Raw genomic sequence first — 19,140 nt, forward strand, 5'->3', positions numbered from 1 at the left:
TTCACAGTCCCAAGGGTTTTTCGTGCATGCCCCAATACAGGCTCTTGACCTGGCTGTAGAGCCGCAGGCCGTGCAGGCCTTTCTCGCGTCCGATGCCGCTGGCCTTGAAGCCGCCGAACGGCGTGGCGATATGCGATTGCTTGTAGGTGTTGATCCAGATGGAGCCGGCCTCGATCTCGCGCGCCACGCGCCATGCGCGGGCGTAGTCGCCGGTCCACATGCCGGCGGCCAGGCCGAAGGCGGTGTCGTTGGCCTGGCGGATCACGTCTTCCTCGTCGTCGAAGGCAAGCGCCACCAGCACCGGGCCGAAGATCTCTTCCTGGCACACGCGGGCCTGGTTGCCCAGGCCATCGATCACGGTGGGCAGGTAGAACCAGCCCTTGGCCAGCTCGGGCTGCGTGGGCGCGGCGCCGCCGACCAGCACTCGGCCGCCCTCGGCGCGGCCGATGTCCACATACGAGGCGACCTTGTCGCGATGGGCGCGCGACACCAGCGGTCCCATCTGCGTGGCGGGATCGTCAGGCAGGCCCACGCGCACCTGCGCGGCGCGCTCCACCAGCGCGTCCATGAAGCGCTTGTAGATGGACTTCTGCACGAACAGGCGCGAACCCGCCACGCAGCTCTGGCCGGCCGAGCCGAAGATGCCGGAGATCACGCCGGCCACGGCGCGGTCCAGGTCGGCGTCCTCGAACACGATATGCGGGGACTTGCCGCCCAGCTCCAGCCCCACCGGAATCAGGCGCTGCCCGGCGATGCCGCCGATGGCGCGTCCGGTCTCGGTGCCGCCGGTGAAGGACACCATGCGCACGCCCGGGTGCCTGACCAGCGCCGCGCCCACGTCCTCGCCATGGCCGGGCAGCACCGTCAGCAGGCCTTCGGGCAGGCCGGCCTCGCCGCAGATCCGGGCCAGTTCCAGCGCCAGCTGCGGCGTTTCCTCGGAGGGCTTGAGCAAGACGGCGTTGCCGGCGGCCAGCGCCGGCGCGGCCTTCTGGGCCTCGTTCATGATGGGCGAGTTCCACGGCGTGATGGCCGCGATCACGCCGAACGGCTCGGCCAGCGCCATCGAAAAGTATTCGCCGCGCGGCGAGGTCATTTCGTTCTGCCAGGTCTCGCACACCGCCGCGTAATAGCGGAAATGCCCGGCCGCGCTGTCGACCATGTTCAGGCATTCCTTCCACGGCTTGCCGCTGTCCTGCATCTGCAGCCGCGCCAGCGGCTCGCGCTCGGCCGCGAGACGGCGTCCGATCTCGTACAGCGTGGCGGCGCGCTGGTCCGGGCGCAGCTTGCGCCACGGCTGGCGGTGAAAGGCCTCCCACGCGATCGCCACGGCGACGTCCACGTCCTGCGGCAAGGCGCGGGCGACCGTGCCGGCGATGCTGCCGTCGGCCGGGTTGATGGAGGTGATGACGGCGTCGCCGTCTTGGCTGTGGCGCCAGTTGGCGCCCAGCCGGAATGGCTTGTGGCTCGATGCGTCCATAACGTCTCTGGGTCGGGATGACTGCGGTAGACGTCATGATCGGCCGCAAGATTATTAGACACAAATAGATATTTATCTAATATTCTTAGCTCATGGCTATCAATATCAAGTACCGGCCGCTAAAGGCCTTTCTGCTGGCCGTCGACAGCGGTTCGTTCACCCATGCGGCCAACCAGCTGGGCGTCACCCAGCCGTCGTTCACGGCCCTGATCCAGGACCTGGAAGACGTGCTGGGGCTGCGGCTGTTCGAGCGCACCACGCGCGCCATCAGCCTGACCTCGGCCGGGCGGGATTTCCATTCGCGGGTGCAGCGCCCCATCGCCGACCTGGAAGAGGCCTACCGCAGTCTTGCCGACCTGGCCGCGGTGCGCCGCGGCAACGTGGCCCTGGGCGCCCTGCCGTCGGCGGCGCTGAGCCTGCTGCCGGCGGCCGTGGGCGAGCTGCGGCGCGCGCATCCCGCGCTGAAGGTGCGGGTGGTGGAGGCGCACAACGACGAGCTGCTCGCCATGCTGCGCACCAACCAGATCGAATTCGCGGTGGCCGCGCAGACCGAATCGGCGCCGGACCTGGCCTTCACGCCGCTGGGGCAGGATTGCTTCTGCGCGGTCTATCCCGCCGGGCATCCGCTGGGCGCGGACAGGAAAGTGCTGCACTGGCGCGACGTGCTGCGCTATGACCTGATCCTGCTGTCGCAGGGTTCGCATGCGCGCCAGCAGTTCGACCGCGCGGTGCGCGACGAAACCGGCGCGCCCGCCACCGCGCTGCGCTACGACGTCACCCATATGGGCACCGCCGCCGGCATGGTGCGCCAGGGCCTGGGCGTGAGCGTGCTGCCGCGCCTGGCGCTGCCGGAACTGAACCTGGCCGGCCTGGGCTGCACGCCGCTGGGCGACGCGTCGGCGCGGCGCGACATCGGGCTGCTGCACCGGCGCGATCGCACGCTGTCGCCAGCCGCGCAGGCCCTGGCCGCCCAGCTGAAGAAAGCCATGGCCGAGATCCAGCCGCGGCTGCTTTCCGTGCCCGCCGCCTGAAGGCGCCGGGGATCAGGCGCGCTCCACCTTCCATCCCAGTTCGGCGGAAATCTCCGCCGCCGCGCCCTGCACCACGGCGACCATTTCCCGCATGCGTTCCAGCGACATGTACGGCACCGTGCTGGACACGCTGATGGCGGCCACGATGCCGCTGGACGCGTCACGCACCGGCGCGGCCACGCAGCGGATCGACGGCTCGTTGTCCTCGAGGTCGAACGCGTAGCCGTGGGCCGCGTACTCGCGCATGCGGTCGCGGAAAGCCTCCCAGGTCTGGCGCCCGCCGGGCGCGCGCGAGGACACCGGCGCGCCCACCCGGTACAGCGCCTTCCATTGCGGCTCCTCCGCGTCCAGCAGCAGCGCCTTGCCCACGCCGGTGGCCGCCAGCGGCATGCGATGCCCCACGCGCGAACGCATTTCCAGCCCCTTCTTGCCGGGGATCTTCTCCAGGTACAGCACCTCGTCGTTGTCGCGCACGGCCAGGTGGATGGTGTCGCCCGTCAGGGCCGCCAACTCGTCCAGGTAGGGCCGCGCCAGCGTCGCCATCGGAAAGGCCTCGCGCGCCTGGAAGCCCAGCTCGATCAGCTTGGGGCCCAGCACGTAGCCCACGCCGGGCAGGGACCGCAGATAGCGTTCCTGCACCAGGCAGCTGGCCAGCCGGTGCGTGGTGCTGCGCGCCACCCCGATGCGGGCGCAGATGTCTTTCAAATCGCGCGCGCCGGCCGCCACCGCCTGCACCACGGCCAGGCCGCGCATCAGTGTCTGCGTGCCGGCGGGCGCGACGGCATCGGGGTCCAGGGCGGGAGCGGGGTCGGGCGAGAACGTGGCGGTCATGACAACTCGGAACAGGGCGGCCGGAAACAGCCGGAAAACACGGTGACAAGCATACCCGGCGCATCCATGCCGGGAAGCGGGGAATAGCCTCAAATTCCCTATATATGGGATTTCATTCTATATTTTGAGATTTTTCAAGCACTGATCTAGAATTTTTCCCATCGCCCGCGCGCCTGCGGCGGGCCCGCACAACCAGGTCCGCGCACGCCTGCCGCCACGACGGCCAGGGCCGCGGCCAGAGCCGAGACCGATTTCTGATGACTACCGGATTGCCCGCCCGCGCGGCGCTCATCGCGCTGGACTGGGGCACCTCCTCGCTGCGCGCCTACCGGCTGGACGCCGCCGGCCGCACGCTCGATACCCGCCACCTGCCCTGGGGCATCATGCGCCTGCCGCAGCCGCTGCAGGACGGCGCGGCCACCGCCACGCTTTCCGGTTTCGAGCTGGCCTTCGAACAGGCCTGCGGCGACTGGCTGCGGGCCGAGCCCGCGCTGCCGGTGATCGCCTGCGGCATGGTCGGCAGCGCCCAGGGCTGGCGCGAAGCCGCCTACCTGGACGTGCCGCTCGACCTCGCGCGCATCGGCACACAGCTCACCGTGGTCGAACGCGGCGGCGCCACGCCCGTGCACATCGTGCCGGGCCTGATCCAGCGCCAGGGCCTGCCCAACGTGATGCGCGGCGAAGAGACCCAGGTGTTCGGCGTGCTGTTCGAGCCGGCGCGCGCCCACGACAACATGCTGATCGGCCTGCCCGGCACCCATTCCAAGTGGGTCGGCGCGCAGCGCGGCCGCGTCACGCACTTCCACACCTTCATGACCGGCGAGATCTACGCCGCGCTGCGCGGCCACACCATCCTGGGCCGCACCATGGCCGACTCCGCCGGCGCCGACATGGCCGCGTTCGAACGCGGCCTGCAGGTCGCCGGCTCGCCCGCCGGCCGCGCCGGCGTGCTGTCCACCGTGTTCAGTACCCGCGCGCTGGGCCTGACCGGCCAGCTGGCGCCTACCTCGCAGGCCGATTACCTGTCGGGCCTGCTCATCGGCCACGAAGTCGCCGCGCTGGCGCAGCTGCTGCGCCAGCAGGGCGAACTGCCCCGCATCGTGCTTTGCGGCGAGCCGGCGCTTTGCGGCCGCTACATACAGGCCCTGCAGCACTACGGTCTGGGCACGCCCGAGGTGGCGCAGGACGCCACCGAACGCGGCCTGTGGCACCTGGCCGTCAGCGCCGGCCTGATCGACTCCTGTGCAACGGCCCATTCCTAGGAAACGAACATGCACCATCCCGGACTGCAAACCGCCATGGCCGAATGCGGCCTGATCGCCATCCTGCGCGGCATCACGCCCGCCGAGGCCGAACCCGTCGGACAGGCGCTCTACGCCGCCGGCTTTCGCCTGATCGAAGTGCCGCTGAACTCCCCCGACCCGCTGGACAGCATCCGCGCCATGCGCGCGGCGCTGCCCACCGACTGCCTGATCGGCGCCGGCACGGTGATCGCTCCCGAGGACTGCGCCCGCGTGCAGCAGGCCGGCGGCGAACTCATCGTCATGCCGCACAGCGACGGCGCCGTGATCCGCGCCGCCAGACAACTGGGCATGGCGGCCTGCCCCGGCGTGGCCACGCCCACCGAGGCCTACGCCGCGCTGGCCGCCGGCGCCGACGTGTTGAAACTGTTCCCCGCCGAACAGCTCGGCCCGGCCGTGCTCAGGGCCTGGCGCGCCGTGCTGCGCCAGCCCCTGGCCCTGGTGCCGGTGGGCGGCATCACGCCGGACAACCTCGACCCCTACGTCCAGGCCGGCGCCAGCGGTTTCGGCCTGGGCTCGGCCCTGTACAAACCCGGCCTGTCGGCCGCCGCAGTCGAACACAACGCGCGCGCTTTCATCGCCGCCTGGCAGCGCGCCCAATCCGCCAAGGAGACTCAAGCATGAAGATCACCAAGCTCACCACCTACATCGTGCCGCCGCGGTGGTGCTTCCTGAAAATCGAAACCGACGCCGGCATCGTCGGCTGGGGCGAACCCGTGGTCGAGGGCCGCGCGCAGTCGGTGGCCGCGGCCGTCGAGGAACTGTCCGACTACCTGATCGGCAAGGACCCCTGCAACATCGAAGACCACTGGACCGTGCTGTACCGCGGCGGCTTCTACCGCGGCGGCGCCATCCACATGAGCGCGCTGGCCGGCATCGACCAGGCGCTGTGGGACATCAAGGGCAAGCATCTGGGCGTGCCGGTGTCGCAGCTGCTGGGCGGCAACGTGCGCGACCGCATCCGCGTGTATTCGTGGATCGGCGGCGACCGCCCGGCCGACACCGCGGCCGCCGCCAAGGGCGCGGTCGAGCGCGGCTTCACCGCCGTCAAGATGAACGGCACCGAAGAACTGCAGTACATCGATTCCTTCGACAAGGTCGAGAAGTGCCTGGAGAACGTGGCCGCCGTGCGCGACGCGGTCGGCCCCAACGTCGGCATCGGCGTGGACTTCCACGGCCGCGTGCACAAGCCCATGGCCAAGGTGCTGATGAAGGAACTCGAACCGTTCAAGCTCATGTTCATCGAAGAGCCGGTGCTGAGCGAACACTACGAAGCGCTCAAGGAACTGGCTCCGCTCAGCTCCACCCCGATCGCGCTGGGCGAGCGGCTGTTCTCGCGCTGGGACTTCAAGCGGATTCTGGCCGAGGGCTACGTGGACATCATCCAGCCCGATCCCTCCCATGCCGGCGGCATCACCGAAACGCGCAAGATCGCCGCCATGGCCGAGGCCTACGACGTGGCGCTGGCGCTGCACTGCCCGCTCGGGCCCATCGCGCTGGCGACCTGCCTGCAGATCGACGCCGGCTGCTACAACGCCTTCATCCAGGAACAAAGCCTGGGCATCCACTACAACGCCGCCAACGACCTGCTGGACTACGTCAGCAACCGCGAAGCGTTCGCCTACCAGGACGGCATGGTCTCGATTCCGCAGGGTCCGGGCCTGGGCATCGAGGTCAACGAGGAATACGTCAAAGAACGCGCCGCCGTCGGCCACCGCTGGCGCAACCCCATCTGGCGCCACGCCGACGGCAGCTTCGCCGAATGGTAAGCCGATAACGAAAACGAGGAGACGCCCTTGTCCGCCGCCGCCATCCAAGCGGGCCTGCGCACCACGCGCAGCCGCTACCTCATCATGGTGATGCTGTTCATCACCGTCGTCATCAACTACCTGGACCGCAGCAACCTGTCCATCGCCGCGCCCGCCCTCAAGGACGAGTTCGGCCTGGACACCGTGCACGAAGGCCTGATCCTGTCGGCCTTCGGCTGGACCTACGCCGCCATGCAGATCCCCGGCGGCTGGCTGGTCGACCGCGTGTCGCCGCGGGTGCTGTACGCGGCCGCGCTGATCCTGTGGTCGGCCGCCACCTTCTTCATGGGCTTCGCCGGCAGCTTCGTGATTCTGTTCGTGCTGCGCCTGGCCGTGGGCGCGCTGGAAGCGCCCGCCTATCCCATCAACAACCGCGTCGTCACCACCTGGTTTCCGGAAAAGGAACGCGCCACCGCCATCGCCTTCTACACCTCCGGCCAGTTCGTCGGCCTGGCGTTCCTGACGCCGGTGCTGGCCTGGCTGCAGCATCACTTCGGCTGGCACATGGTGTTCGTCAGCACCGGCCTGGTGGGCATCGTCTGGGGCGTACTGTGGTTCCTGGTCTACCGCGAACCGCGCCAGTTCAAGGGCGCCAACGCGGCCGAGATCGAACTCATCCAGCAAGGCGGCGGCGTGGTCGACCTGGAAAAGCGCGTCACGGAAAAAAAGGCCCCGTTCCGCTGGAACGACCTGGGCCTGGTGATGAGCAAGCGCAAGCTGTGGGGCGTCTACCTGGGCCAGTTCTGCCTGACCTCCACGCTGTGGTTCTTCCTGACCTGGTTCCCCACCTATCTGGTGAAGTACCGCGGCATGGACTTCATCAAGTCGGGCTTTCTGGCCTCGGTGCCGTTTCTGGCGGCCTTCGTCGGCGTCCTGTGTTCGGGCGTGCTGTCCGATTTCCTGGTGCGCCGCGGCGCCAGCGTGGGACTGGCGCGCAAGCTGCCCATCATCCTGGGCCTGCTGATCTCCACCGCCATGATCGGCGCCAACTTCACCGACTCCACGCCCTGGGTGATCTTCTTCCTGGCCGTGGCCTTCTTCGGCAACGGGCTGGCCTCGATCACCTGGTCGCTGGTCTCGACCCTGGCGCCGGTGCGGCTGCTGGGCCTGACCAGCGGCGTGTTCAACTTCGTCGGCAACCTGTCGTCCATCTGCACGCCCATCGTGATCGGCCTGCTGGTGTCCAAGGACAGCTTCGCGCCCGCCATCGTCTACGTGTCGTCGCTGGCGCTGCTGGGCGCGCTGTCCTACATCCTGCTGGTGGGCAAGGTCGAGCGGATCGAGGCCTGAGCCTTCAGCAGCCCTGCATCGCCAGTCTGCGGCGCGCATTGCCGGCGCGCTGCAGCAGCACCAGGGCCAGGCCGGCCGCCGCGATGACGGCGCCGGCCACCGGCACGGCGGCATAGCCCAGGCCGGCCGAAATCACCGCGCCGCCCGCGGCCGCGCCCACCGCGTTGCCCAGGTTGAAAGCCCCCACGTTCACCGACGAGGCCAGCCCCGGCGCTTCGGTGGCGGCGCGCATCACGCCCATCTGCAAAGGCGGCACCACCGCGAACGTCGCCACGCCGAAGATCAGCAGCGACACCGCCGCGCCCACCGGCGTGGACGCGACCCACGGAAAGGCCAGCAGGTCCACGATGACCAGCACCAGGAAAGTGATCAGCGTGCCGTCCAGCGAACGGTCGGCCATGCGCCCGCCCAGGCCGTTGCCCAGCGTGAAGCCCAGGCCCACCAGCACCAGCATGCCGGTGATGAAGGCCGGCGACGCGCCCGTGATCTCGGCCAGGGTCGGCGCGATGTAGGTGTACAGCGTGAACATCGCGCCCGCGCCCATCACCGTGGTCAGCAGGGCCATCAGCACCACCGGGCGCTTGAGCACCGACAGTTCGTGCCGCACGTCGGGGCGGCTGCCGGACGCGCCCGCCGGCAGCGCGCGCCACAGCGCCAGCATGGCGAGCAGGCCCAGCACGGCGGTGGCCGCGAACGACATGCGCCAGCCGATGGCCTGGCCCAGCCAGGTGGCCGCCGGCACCCCGCCCACGTTGGCGATGGTCAGCCCCATGAACATGGTGGCCACGGCGCTGGCCTGCCTGTGGCGCGGCACCACGCTGGCCGCCACCAGCGATCCCAGCCCGAAGAAGGCGCCGTGGTTCAGGCTGGTGACCAGGCGCGCCAGCAGCAGCGTCGTGTAATTGGGCGACAGCGCCGACAACAGATTGCCGATGGTGAAGATCGCCATCAGCAGGATCAGCGCGCGGCGCCGGGACCAGCGCGAAAAAGCCAGGGTCATCAGGGGCGCGCCGACCATCACGCCGATGGCGTAGGCGCTGATCAGCATCCCCGCGCTGGGGATGGATACGTCCACGCCTTCGGCGATGACGGGCAGCAGGCCCATGGGCGAAAACTCGGTCACGCCGATCCCGAAAGCGCCCACGGCAAGCGCGAGCAGCGGCAGGCCGGGCTTGACCGGCCGGGTGTCTGTTGAGTTCATGCGGATTTCCTCGGTTCGATAGCGTCGACCGGGGCAGGGAGCCGCCTGGCGGACAGGCCGGCTGGCGCGTCGCCTGGGCCCGGTCGAAAGACAGGCGCCCAGTATGCCGGCTGCATCCTGGCGGAAACAGTGGGGGACAGGCGAAACACTTTTGACTGGAAGTCACGAATAGCCGAGCAGGCGCTCCGTCTCGCGCGCCAGCGCGACCAGGCGCGGGCCGATGTCGGCCGCGCGTTCGCGGTAAGGACCGTCGCCCGCCGGCACGCCGCAATTGAACACGTACAGCAGCGACTGGTGCGGCCGGCTCAGCGGCGCGGCGAAACCATAGGCGTCGGGACGCCACTGCAGGTTGTTGCCGCAATAGCCCTTGCGCTCCAGGTCGCGGCGGGCCGCGGCCAGCGTGGGGAAATGCGCCTCGTAGTGCGCCGGGTCGGCCACGCGCAGCTGGTTCAGCACCGCCGCGCGCTCCTCGTCGGACACGCGCGCCAGCCAGGCGCGGCCGGCGGCGCTGGACAGCAGCGGCAGCGATGCGCCGATGTCGGGGCGGGTCTGCAGCGCTTCGTTGGAGCGGGCCGTCTCCACATACACCATCTGCAGGCGGTCGCGCACCACCAGCGACACCGCCCCGCGCGCATGGTCGGCGAGCTGCTTCATGAGCGGGCGCGCCAGCTGGCGGATCTGCATGCTGGCCAGCAGCGGATAACTCAGCGCCAGCACCGAGGCGCCCAGGCGGTAGCGCGGCGGCTCGCCCTCGCGCTGCAGAAAGCCCAGTTCGACCAGCGTATGCGTCAGGCGCGCGACGGCGCTGCGCGACAGGCCCGTCTGCGCCGCGAAATCCTTGTTGGCCAGCACCGGGCGGTCGGCGCGGAAACACGCCAGGATGTCGATGCCGCGCGCCAGCGTGGTGGTGAATTCGCGGTCCGGCTCATGCGCCATGTTCACGCTCCAGGATTTTCTCCACGCGTTCGGCCAGCGCCAGCAGGCGCGGCGCGATGCGTGCGCGCAGGTCGCCGGGACGCAGCCGCGCCACCGGCACGCCGCAGTTGAACACCAGCGCCTGGCCGTCGACCCGCGTGCGCATCGGCACCGCCACGGCATGCACGTCCGAATGCCAGTCGCCCTGCCCCACGCAGTATCCATGCTCGGCGTAATCGCGCTGCGCCTGCTCCCAGTCCGGCGCGTAGCGGCGCCAGGCCGCCGGGTCCTGGCGCCGCAGCGCCTCCAGCACGGCCTGGGCCTCGCCGCCGGCGCCCTGGGCCAGCCAGGCGCGGCCCATGGCCGACGGCAACAGCGGCAGCAAGGCGCCGATATCGGGCCTGAACGACACCGCGTCGTGGCCGCGGCAGGTCTCCAGATACACCATGTTCAGGCCGTGGTGCATGCCCAGCGAAGCCGAGCCGCCGGCCGTGTCGGCCAGGCGCTTCATCAGCGGCCGCGCCAGCTGGCGGACCTTGATGCTGGCCAGCAGCGGATAGCTCAGCGACAGCACCGCCGGCCCCAGGCGGTAGCGCCGCAGGCCGCCGTCGTAGCGCAGCAGGCCGCGCTGCATCAGCGTGGTGGTCAGCCGCGAAATAGTGGCCTTGGACAGGCCGGTGCGGTCGGCCAGCTCCCGGTTGCTCAGCGCCGGCTCCCCGTGGCGGAAGGCCTGCAGCACCGACAGCCCGTGCGCCAGCGTGGTGGCGAAGGCCGGATCGGCGTGGCGCTGGCCGGGGCTGCTGGACATGGTCGGGATTCCTGAAAACGCGGGCGGCAGGCGCGGCCCGTCCCGCCGATGATAGAGCAGGCGGGCCGGCGCCCACGCAAGTTGCGTTCAAGATATCGAAACACTTGTCTCAAATCCGGCGGCCTTTTGCTAGCCTGAATCGAACCACCAGACCAGACGGAGACTCACCATGATCCGGGACCGCGACGGCTTCCCCCAGTTCCTCGAATCGCTGCGCCGCTACGTGCGCGAACGGCTGGCGCCGCGCGAGGCCGAAGTCGCCCGCCTGGACGAAGTCCCGCCCGACCTGGTCGCCGACATGGCCGCCCAGGGCCTGTTCGGCTACTCGATTCCCACGCAGTACGGCGGCGCGGGCATGACCACCGAAGAACTGGTCCTGGCCGCCATGGAACTGTCGCAGTGCTCGGTGGCGTTCCGCGCCCGGGTGGGCACCAATACCGGCATCGGCTCCGAGGCGCTGGTGGCCGACGGCACCGATGAACAGAAGGCCCGCTACCTGCCGCGCCTGGCCTCGGGCGAACTGACCGGCTGCTTTGCGCTGACCGAGCCGCAGGCCGGCTCCGACGCCACCGCGCTGACCACCACCGCCGTGCGCGACGGCGACCACTACGTGCTCAACGGCGAAAAGTGCTTCATCACCAACGCGCCGCTGGCGGGCCTGTTCACCGTCATGGCGCGCACCGACCCCGACGAACCGGGCGCCAGGGGAATCAGCGCCTTCATCGTCGAGCGCGGCGCGCCGGGCCTGTCCACCGGGCAGCCCTACGACAAGATGGGCCAGGCCGGTTCGCCCGTCTCCGGCGTGCACTTCCAGGATTGCCGCGTGCCGGCCGCCAACCTCATCGGCGGCCAGCTCGGCATGGGCTTCAAGACCGCCATGAAGGTGCTGAACAAGCAGCGCATCCACCTGGCCGCGCTGTGCATCGGCCCGGCCATCCGCATGCTGGACGACACGCTGCGCTTCGTGGCCGAGCGCCAGCAGTTCGGCAAGCCGCTGATGGACTTCCAGCTGATCCAGGCCATGATCGCCGACTGCCAGACCGAGATCCAGGCGGCCCGCGCGCTGGTGCTGCAGACCGCGCGCGAACGCGACGAAGGCCGCGACGTCACGCTGAACGCCTCGATCTGCAAATACTTCTCATCGGAAATGTGCGGCCGCGTGGCCGACCGCTGCGTGCAGATGCACGGCGGCTACGGCTATATCGCCGACCACGGCATCGAACGCTTCTACCGCGACGTGCGCCTGTTCCGCCTGTACGAAGGCACCAGCCAGATCCACCAGTTGACCATCGCCCGCCACACCCTGACCCAGGCGGGTTACACGCCGGGCCGCTAACGCAGCCCCCAAGGGACCGCGGCCGCAAGAAGCCGCCGGCCCGCCCCAACCGAAGGAGACTTCCATGCTGCACAAGCACCTGCCCAAGTGGATCGCGGCCGCGGCCGCCACGTTCGCCTGCGCGGCGCTGCCGCCCCAGGCGGCCGCCGCCTATCCCGACAAGCCCGTCAGGCTGATCGTCCCGTTCGCCCCCGGCGGCTCGACCGACATCCTCGGCCGCCTGCTGGCCGAGACGCTGCACCCCATCCTGGGCCAGCCCGTCATCGTCGAGAACAAGCCGGGCGCCGGCGGCAACATCGGCGGCGACTACGTCGCCCGGGCCGCCCCCGACGGCTACACGCTGCTGCTGGCCGCCGCCGGCCCCACTGTCATCAACCCCAGCCTGTACGCCAACATGCCGTTCAACCCGGCCAAGGACCTGGCGCCCATCAGCTGCCTGGAGCGCGAACACAACCTGATGGTGGTGAACAAATCGCTGCCGGCCAAGAACCTGCAGGAGTTCCTGCAGTACGCGCGCAGCAACCCCGGCAAGCTGTCCTTCGGCTCGCCCGGCAACGGCTCGCCGGCGCAGCTTGCCGGCGAACTGCTCAAGCAGCAGGCCGGCCTGCAGGCGGTGCACGTGCCCTACAAGGGCACCGGCCCCGCCATCACCGACCTGGTGGCCGGACACATCGACTTCATGATCGACAACATGCCGGCGCTGCTGCCACAGGTCAAGGCCGGCAGCCTGCGCGCGCTGGCCGTGCCCAGCGACCAGCGCGCCACCGCCGCGCCCGACATCCCCACCTTCGACGAAGCCGGCCAGAAGGGTTTCGTGGTGATGGCCTGGAAGGGCCTGATGGCGCCGGCCGGCACCGACCCGGCCGTGATCGAACACCTGCACGCCGCCGTCGTCAAGGCGCTGCAGGACCCCACGCTGCGCGCGCGCTTCCAGGAACTGGGCGCCGAACCGCTGGGCAGCACCCCTGCCGAGTTCGCCAAGCAGATCGCCGATGAAACCGCCTGGTGGGGCAAGCTGGTGCAGTCCACCGGCACCCGCATCCAGTAAGCCGCAAGGAAGACCGCCATGCATGCCCAGCAGGAGAACCATGACGAACAGGCCGTGCAGGACCTCTGCGACCGCATGCGCCGCTTCGTGGACGACATCGCGATACCCGCCGAATCGCCCGCCATCGCGCGCGACGTGACGGCGCTGGACCGCCGCGTCGCGGAACTGCGCGTGCGCGCCCGCGAGGCCGGCCTCTATGCGCCGCAGCTGCCCGCCGAATGGGGCGGGCTGGGCCTGGGCTGGCGCGCCCTGGCCCGCCTGCTGGAGGAGGCCGGACGCAGCTTCCTGGGACCGGCCGCGCTCAACTGCGCCGCGCCCGACCAGCCCAACATGCTGACGCTGCTGCGCCTGGGCGACCCGACCCAGCAGGAACGCTTCCTGGCGCCGCTGGTGCGCGGCGAACAGCGCGCCTGCTTCGCCATGACCGAGCCCGCGCCCGGCGCCGGCTCCGACCCTTCCATGCTGCAGACGCGCGCCGAGCGGCGCGCCGGCCGCTGGGTACTGAACGGCCACAAGCAATTCATCAGCGGCGGCGTGGGCGCGGACTTCGCGCTGGTGCTGGCGCGCGCCGAAGAAGGCGCGACCCTGTTCCTGGTGCCGGCGGACACGCCGGGCTACCGCGTCGTGCGCGACATCGGCATGGTCACCGGCTACCAGATCGGCGGCCACGCCGAGATCGCGCTGACCGGCTGCGAAGTCGGCGACGACGCGGTGCTGGGCGAGCCCGGCCGCGGCCTGGAATACGCGCAGCTGCGCCTCGAACCCGCCCGGCTGTCGCACTGCATGCGCTACATCGGCCGCGCCCGGCGCGCGCTGGAAACCGCGCAGGCGTACGTGGCGCGGCGCGACTCCTTCGGCTCGCGCCTGGCCGACCTGCACCAGATCCAGGCCATGGTCGCCGATTCGCACATCGACCTGCACGCTAGCCGCCTCATGACCGGGGATTGCGCCGCCCGCATGGACGCCGGCCTGTCGGTCAAGCAGCATAGCGCCATGACCAAGGTCTTCGTATCCGAGGCCGTCAACCGCGTGGCCGACCGCGCCGTGCAGATGATGGGGGCCTCGGGGCTGTCCGAGGACACGCCGGTGGCCATGGTCTGGCAGGAAATGCGCCCTTTCCGCATCTACGACGGCGCCAACGAGCTGCACCGCGCCACCCTGGCGCGCCGGCTGCTGGCGCGCGCCTGAACCCGAACCAAGGAGAGCACGATGGATAACCCGAGTTTCCAGGCCTACCGACTGCATGCCGGCACGGACGGCGCGCCGCCCGAGGGCCGCTTCGAGACGCTGTCGGCGGACGCGCTTTCCGCCGGCGACACGCTCATCAAAGTGGCCTACGCGGGCCTGAACTACAAGGACGCGCTGGCCCAGGCCGGGCGCGGCAACATCATCCGCCAGTATCCGCGCATCGGCGGCATCGACCTCTCGGGCACCGTGGTGCATTCGGCCGACCCGGCGCTGGCGCCCGGCCAGGAAGTCGTGGTGCACGGCTTCGGCATCGGCGTGGACTGCGACGGCGGCTACGCCGAATACGCGCGCGTGCCCCGCGAGTGGGTGCTGCCCCTGCCCGCCGGCATCAGCCTGCGCGACGCGGCGGTGCTGGGCGCGGCCGGCTATACCGCCGCGCTCTCGCTGCACTGGATGGAACATTGCGGGCTGACGCCCGACCAGGGCGAAGTGCTGGTGACCGGCGCCACCGGCGGCGTCGCCGGCGTGGCCATCGACATCCTCAGCCAGCGCGGCTACCGCGTGTGCGCCATGTCCGGCAAGCCCGACGCCTCCGCCTACCTGCGCTCGCTCGGCGCGCAGGAAGTGATCGCGCCGCCCGACCCGGCGGCCGCCATCAAGCCCCTGATGAGCGCGCGCTGGGCCGGCGTCGTCGATTCCGTCGGCGGCAGCGTGCTGGCCCACGCGCTGGCCAGCACCCGGCCGGACGGCGTGGCCGCCGCCTTCGGCAACGCCGGCGGCGCGGAGCTGCCGACCTCCGTCATCCCCTTCATTCTGCGCGGCGTCAAGCTGCTGGGCATCAACGCCAACAGCCCCATGCCGCTGCGCAGCCAGGTCTGGAACAAGCTCGCCGCCGAGTACCGCCCGGCGCGCCTGGACCTGATCGCCCGCGTCATCGAACCGCGCGAACTGCCGCAGGCGCTGGCCGCCATGCTCGAACGCGGCAGCATCGGCCGCAGCGTGGCGCGCTTTTCCTGAACCCACTGCCCGCATCATGATCCAGCTTCCCGACCCCACCCTGTCCCGCCTCTTCGACCCGCGCAGCATCGCCATCGTGGGCGCCTCGGCCACGCCGGGCAAGATCGGCGCCATGCCGGTCACGCTGCTGCGCCAGCACGGCTACGAAGGCCGCATCATCCCCGTCAACCCGCGCGCCGACACCATCCAGGGCCTGGCCGCGGCGCCCTCGCTGGACGCGCTGGACCAGGACGTCGACCTGGCCATCCTGGCCGTGCCCGCGGCCCACGCGGCGCAGGCGCTGCAAAGCGCCCGCCCCGGCCAGCTCGGCGCCGCCGTGATCTTCACCTCCGGCTACTCCGAAACCGGCGCGGCCGGCGCCGAACAGCAGCAACGCCTTTGCGGCATCGCGCGCGAACGCGGCATCCGGCTGCTGGGCCCCAACTGCCTGGGCTTCATGAACGTGCGGCGCAAGGTCTACGCCACCTTCTCGCCCGCGCCCGCCAACGGCGCGGTGCCCGCCGGCGGCATCGCCATGGTGTCGCAGAGCGGCGCCTTCGGCGCCTATGCCTACAGCATGGCGCGCGAACGCGGCCTGGGCCTGTCGCACTGGATAAGCACCGGCAACGAAGCCGACATCGACGTCGCCGACTGCATCGAATGGCTGGCCCACGACGCCGACACCCGCGTCATCATGGCCTACATGGAAGGCTGCCGCGACGGCGCCAAGCTGCGCCGCGCCCTGGCCGCGGCGCGCGCGGCCGGCAAGCCCGTGGTGGTCACCAAGATCGGCCGCACCCAGGCCGGCGCGCAGGCCGCCGCCTCGCACACCGCCGCGCTGGCCGGCGACGACGCCGTCTACGACGCGCTGTTCCGCCAATACGGCGCCCTGCGCGCGCGCACCATCGAAGAATTCTTCAACCTGGGCTACGCCCTCGACACCTGGCCGCGCCCGCCCGCCGGCAGGCGCCTGGGCATCTTCACCATCTCCGGCGGCGTGGGCGCGCTGATGGCCGACGAAGCCCAGGACGCCGGCCTCGCGCTGCCCGAGCCCGCCGCCGCGGCCCAGGCCCGGCTGCTCGCGCAAGTGCCCTTCGCCAGCGCCCGCAACCCCGTCGACGTCACCGGCCAGGCGATCTCCGAACCGGGCCTGCTGCTGGCCACCGCCGACGACATTCTGGCCGACGGCCGCTACGACGCGCTGGCCGTATTCCTGGCCGCCGCCGGCTCCTCCGAAGCCCTCTGGCCCACTTTCGAAAATTTCGCCCGCGAAATGCAGGCCCGCCATCCCGGCGTGCCGCTGGCCATCAGCGCGCTCTTCACGCCCGAGCGCCGCCGCCAGCTCGAACGCCTGGGCTGCCTGGTGTTCCCCGACCCCAGCGCCGCCATCCGCACTCTGGGCACGATGGCCCAACTGGCCGATCACGCCGACGCGGCCGCCGAACCCGCCGCATCCTCGGACGACCCGCTCCCGCTGCTCGACGCCTACAACGAAGTCCAGGCCATGGACCTGCTGCGCCGGGCCGGCCTGCCCGCCACGCCCTGCGTGCTGGCCGCCGACGCCGACGCGGCCGTGCGCGCCGCGGCCGAACTGGACGGCCCCGTGGCCCTGAAAATCGTATCGCCCGACATCGTGCACAAAAGCGACGTGGGCGGCGTAAAGCTCAACGTCGCCGGCGAAGACGCCCTGCGCCGCGCCCACGCCGACATCCTGGACGCGGTGCGCCGCCACGCGCCCGAGGCGCGCATCGACGGCGTGCTGGTCGCGCCCATGGCGCCCAAGGGCGTGGAATGCATCGCCGGCGTGCACTGCGATCCGGTGTTCGGCCCGGTGGTCATGTTCGGCCTGGGCGGCGTCTTCGTCGAAGTCCTCAAGGACGTCAGCTTCCGCCTGGCCCCCTTCGGCCGCGACGAAGCCCTGGCCATGATCCGCGAAATCAAGGGCTACGCCCTGCTGCAAGGCGCGCGCGGCACCCCGCCCTGCGACGTCGACGCGCTGGCCGACGCACTGGCGGCCCTGTCGCGCTTCGCCCACGCGCGGCGGGACGACTTCAGTTCGGTGGAGATCAATCCGCTGCTTGCGCTGCCGGCGGGCCAGGGCGCGCTGGCGCTGGATGCCGTGGTGATGCGGGCAGGCGCCTGAGCGCCCTGCGTCACGCCATTGCCTGCCCGCCGTTCACGTCCAGCGATACCCCCGTGATGAACGCCGCATCGTCGGACGCCAGGAACGCAACCACGCCGGCAATGTCGTCGACCGTGGCGTGCCGGCGCAACGGGATCTCGGAGACGATGCGCTCGCGTTCCTCGGCGCTGCGTCGCTCGGCCCATAAACCACTGGTGCGCGGCGTCAGCACGACGCCGGGACAAATGCTGTTCACGGTAATGCCGTCGGGGCCATATTCCATCGCCAGCTGACGCGTGAGCGACGCGATGGCGCCCTTGGCGGCCGCGTAGTTCGGCCCCGCTATCAAACTGCCGTAGCGTCCGGCCTTGGAGCCATAGTTGATGACGCGCCCGCCGCCGCTGCGCTGCATCAACGGCAACGCGGCGCGGCAGGCCCACACCGCCCCCATCAGGTTCAGGTTCACTACCCGGAACCAGTCGTCATCGCTTTGCTGCGCGAACCCATAGGGCGTGTGCAAAGAGCCTCCGGCGTTATTGACCAATACGTCCAGCCGCCCGCTCGCGTCGAATGCGCTTTGAATGGCCTGCGCCATGGCCGCCTCGCTGCAGGAATCGGCCTGCACCGCTTCCACCCGCAGCTGCATATGCTCCGCTTCGCGACACGTCGCGTCCAGGGCGTCCGGATCTCTATCGGATATCCACACTCGCATCCCTTCCTGCGCCAGGCGCAAGGCCGCGGCCTGCCCTATGCCCGCGCCGGCCCCGGTCAGAAATGCCGTTTTTCCCTTCAGGCCTCGCATCATCACTCCACCTTGATGTTCGCAAACCGGATCACCTCGGACCAACGCTGCGTTTCCGTGTTCAGCAGTTCACGGAAGTCCGAGATCGATCCGCCTTTGGGTTGCGCCCCCACGTTCGCCAGGCGCTCCTTGAAACTGTCGGTGGCGAGGATCTTGTTCACCTCGGCGTTGATTTTCTCAAGTATGGCCGGCGGCGTGCCTGCCGGCGCCAACAACGAGAACCACCCTTGCGACTCGAATCCGGGCACCCCGGCCTGTTCCATGGTGGGGAGCTCCGGCGCCGCATCGCTGCGCTGTCTGGTGGTGACGGCCAATGCCTTGACGCGTCCGGACTTGATGTTCGGCAGCGCGGCGGGCAGGTTGTCGAACATCATGTCGATCTGCCCGCCCATCAGGTCGGTCAGGGCGGGAGAACTTCCGCGGTACGGGATATGCGTGATCTGCGTCTTGGTCATCGACTTGAACAGTTCCGACGAAAGATGCGGTGTGCCGCCTATGCTCGATGACCCGTAATTGACCTTGCCGGGACGCGCCTTGGCGTAGGCGATCAGTTCCTGCACCGAGGATACCGGCAGCTTCGGATTGATGATCAGCACATTGGGCACGGTCGCGACGACCACGATGGGGTCAAGTTCCTTCTGCGGATTGAACGGGTTGGATTTGAATAGTTGAGGATTGATCGTCAGGGTCTGCGGGGCGCCCACGACCAGCGTGTATCCGTCAGGCGCCGAACGGGCTACCGCTTCCATGCCGATGTTGCCGCTGGCCCCGCTGCGGTTTTCCACGACGAACGGTTGTCCCATGGCGCGCGCCAGCCTTTCGGAAATCTCCCGTCCCACGATATCGGTGGCCCCGCCCGGCGGAAACGGTACGACCACCTTGACGGGACGATCCGGATAAGAAGCGGCGCCCTGCGCCTGGGACGCGCCCGCCATGGCCAGCAGGCAAAGCGCGAGCGGAATGGATCTAAGGAGTTTCATCGATAA

At 70.0% G+C, this 19,140-nt stretch carries 17 protein-coding genes; 10 read left to right on the forward strand and 7 right to left on the reverse strand.

What is annotated here, in order from left to right:
* Position 1: 1 nt before the first annotated feature.
* Positions 2-1,477 (reverse strand): aldehyde dehydrogenase, encoded by a 1,476-nt coding sequence (locus A6B37_RS12695; protein WP_111825938.1) that lies wholly within the window; start codon positions 1,475-1,477, stop codon positions 2-4.
* Positions 1,478-1,569: 92 nt separating this feature from the next.
* Between A6B37_RS12695 and A6B37_RS12700 the strand changes: the two genes are divergently transcribed.
* The gene (locus tag A6B37_RS12700; protein ID WP_102773436.1) at positions 1,570-2,508 is read left to right on the forward strand and encodes a LysR family transcriptional regulator; all 939 of its coding nucleotides are present in this window, start codon (positions 1,570-1,572) and stop codon (positions 2,506-2,508) included.
* 12 nt (positions 2,509-2,520) lie between these two features.
* On the opposite strand, the gene A6B37_RS12705 is transcribed toward A6B37_RS12700, so the two are convergent.
* On the reverse strand, positions 2,521-3,339 hold the full coding sequence (locus tag A6B37_RS12705; protein WP_102773435.1) for an IclR family transcriptional regulator: 819 nt from the start codon (positions 3,337-3,339) through the stop codon (positions 2,521-2,523).
* A gap of 257 nt (positions 3,340-3,596) precedes the next feature.
* Here A6B37_RS12705 and A6B37_RS12710 point away from each other — a divergent pair, with 257 nt between their 5' ends.
* The 4 genes from A6B37_RS12710 (at position 3,597) to A6B37_RS12725 (ending at position 7,738) form a co-directional block, all read left to right on the forward strand.
* Positions 3,597-4,601, forward strand: coding sequence for a 2-dehydro-3-deoxygalactonokinase (locus A6B37_RS12710; RefSeq protein ID WP_111825939.1), 1,005 nt, complete (start codon positions 3,597-3,599; stop codon positions 4,599-4,601).
* 9 nt (positions 4,602-4,610) lie between these two features.
* On the forward strand, positions 4,611-5,264 hold the full coding sequence (locus tag A6B37_RS12715; protein WP_111825940.1) for a 2-dehydro-3-deoxy-6-phosphogalactonate aldolase: 654 nt from the start codon (positions 4,611-4,613) through the stop codon (positions 5,262-5,264).
* Positions 5,261-6,409 (forward strand): galactonate dehydratase, encoded by a 1,149-nt coding sequence (dgoD, locus tag A6B37_RS12720; protein WP_102773432.1) that lies wholly within the window; start codon positions 5,261-5,263, stop codon positions 6,407-6,409. The genes A6B37_RS12715 and dgoD overlap by 4 nt, the downstream gene beginning before the upstream one ends.
* An 84-nt stretch (positions 6,410-6,493) precedes the next feature.
* On the forward strand, positions 6,494-7,738 hold the full coding sequence (locus A6B37_RS12725; protein WP_246842490.1) for an MFS transporter: 1,245 nt from the start codon (positions 6,494-6,496) through the stop codon (positions 7,736-7,738).
* A 4-nt stretch (positions 7,739-7,742) separates the two neighbouring features.
* On the opposite strand, the gene A6B37_RS12730 is transcribed toward A6B37_RS12725, so the two are convergent.
* From A6B37_RS12730 to A6B37_RS12740, 3 genes are all read right to left on the reverse strand, one after another.
* Positions 7,743-8,939, reverse strand: coding sequence for an MFS transporter (locus tag A6B37_RS12730; protein ID WP_111825942.1), 1,197 nt, complete (start codon positions 8,937-8,939; stop codon positions 7,743-7,745).
* Positions 8,940-9,101: 162 nt separating this feature from the next.
* Positions 9,102-9,875: an IclR family transcriptional regulator gene (locus A6B37_RS12735; RefSeq protein WP_102773429.1), complete on the reverse strand. Its 774-nt coding sequence runs from the start codon at positions 9,873-9,875 to the stop codon at positions 9,102-9,104.
* Positions 9,865-10,662 carry an IclR family transcriptional regulator gene (locus A6B37_RS12740; RefSeq protein WP_111825943.1) on the reverse strand — a complete coding sequence of 266 codons (798 nt, stop codon included), beginning with the start codon at positions 10,660-10,662 and terminating at the stop codon, positions 9,865-9,867. The genes A6B37_RS12735 and A6B37_RS12740 overlap by 11 nt, the downstream gene beginning before the upstream one ends.
* 169 nt (positions 10,663-10,831) lie before the next feature.
* Between A6B37_RS12740 and A6B37_RS12745 the strand changes: the two genes are divergently transcribed.
* The 5 genes from A6B37_RS12745 to A6B37_RS12765 all read left to right on the forward strand — a co-directional run bounded on the left by A6B37_RS12745 (position 10,832) and on the right by A6B37_RS12765 (position 17,373).
* A complete protein-coding gene (locus A6B37_RS12745; RefSeq protein ID WP_111825944.1) occupies positions 10,832-11,998 on the forward strand; it encodes an acyl-CoA dehydrogenase family protein in 1,167 nt (388 codons plus the stop codon).
* A gap of 64 nt (positions 11,999-12,062) precedes the next feature.
* A complete protein-coding gene (locus A6B37_RS12750) occupies positions 12,063-13,046 on the forward strand; it encodes a tripartite tricarboxylate transporter substrate binding protein (protein WP_111825945.1) in 984 nt (327 codons plus the stop codon).
* 18 nt (positions 13,047-13,064) lie between these two features.
* Positions 13,065-14,234: an acyl-CoA dehydrogenase family protein gene (locus A6B37_RS12755; RefSeq protein ID WP_111825946.1), complete on the forward strand. Its 1,170-nt coding sequence runs from the start codon at positions 13,065-13,067 to the stop codon at positions 14,232-14,234.
* Between the two features lie 21 nt (positions 14,235-14,255).
* Positions 14,256-15,251 carry an acryloyl-CoA reductase gene (locus A6B37_RS12760; RefSeq protein ID WP_111825947.1) on the forward strand — a complete coding sequence of 332 codons (996 nt, stop codon included), beginning with the start codon at positions 14,256-14,258 and terminating at the stop codon, positions 15,249-15,251.
* A gap of 16 nt (positions 15,252-15,267) precedes the next feature.
* On the forward strand, positions 15,268-17,373 hold the full coding sequence (locus A6B37_RS12765) for an acetate--CoA ligase family protein (protein WP_111825948.1): 2,106 nt from the start codon (positions 15,268-15,270) through the stop codon (positions 17,371-17,373).
* Positions 17,374-17,383: 10 nt separating this feature from the next.
* Here A6B37_RS12765 and A6B37_RS12770 read toward each other — a convergent pair whose 3' ends face one another.
* A complete protein-coding gene (locus A6B37_RS12770) occupies positions 17,384-18,157 on the reverse strand; it encodes an SDR family NAD(P)-dependent oxidoreductase (RefSeq protein WP_246842464.1) in 774 nt (257 codons plus the stop codon).
* Positions 18,157-19,134, reverse strand: coding sequence for a tripartite tricarboxylate transporter substrate binding protein (locus tag A6B37_RS12775; RefSeq protein ID WP_111825950.1), 978 nt, complete (start codon positions 19,132-19,134; stop codon positions 18,157-18,159). The genes A6B37_RS12770 and A6B37_RS12775 overlap by 1 nt, the downstream gene beginning before the upstream one ends.
* Positions 19,135-19,140 lie beyond the last annotated feature (6 nt).

The sequence above is a fragment of the Achromobacter sp. HZ01 genome (genome assembly GCF_003267925.1).
GTDB lineage: Bacteria > Pseudomonadota > Gammaproteobacteria > Burkholderiales > Burkholderiaceae_B > Achromobacter > Achromobacter pulmonis_A.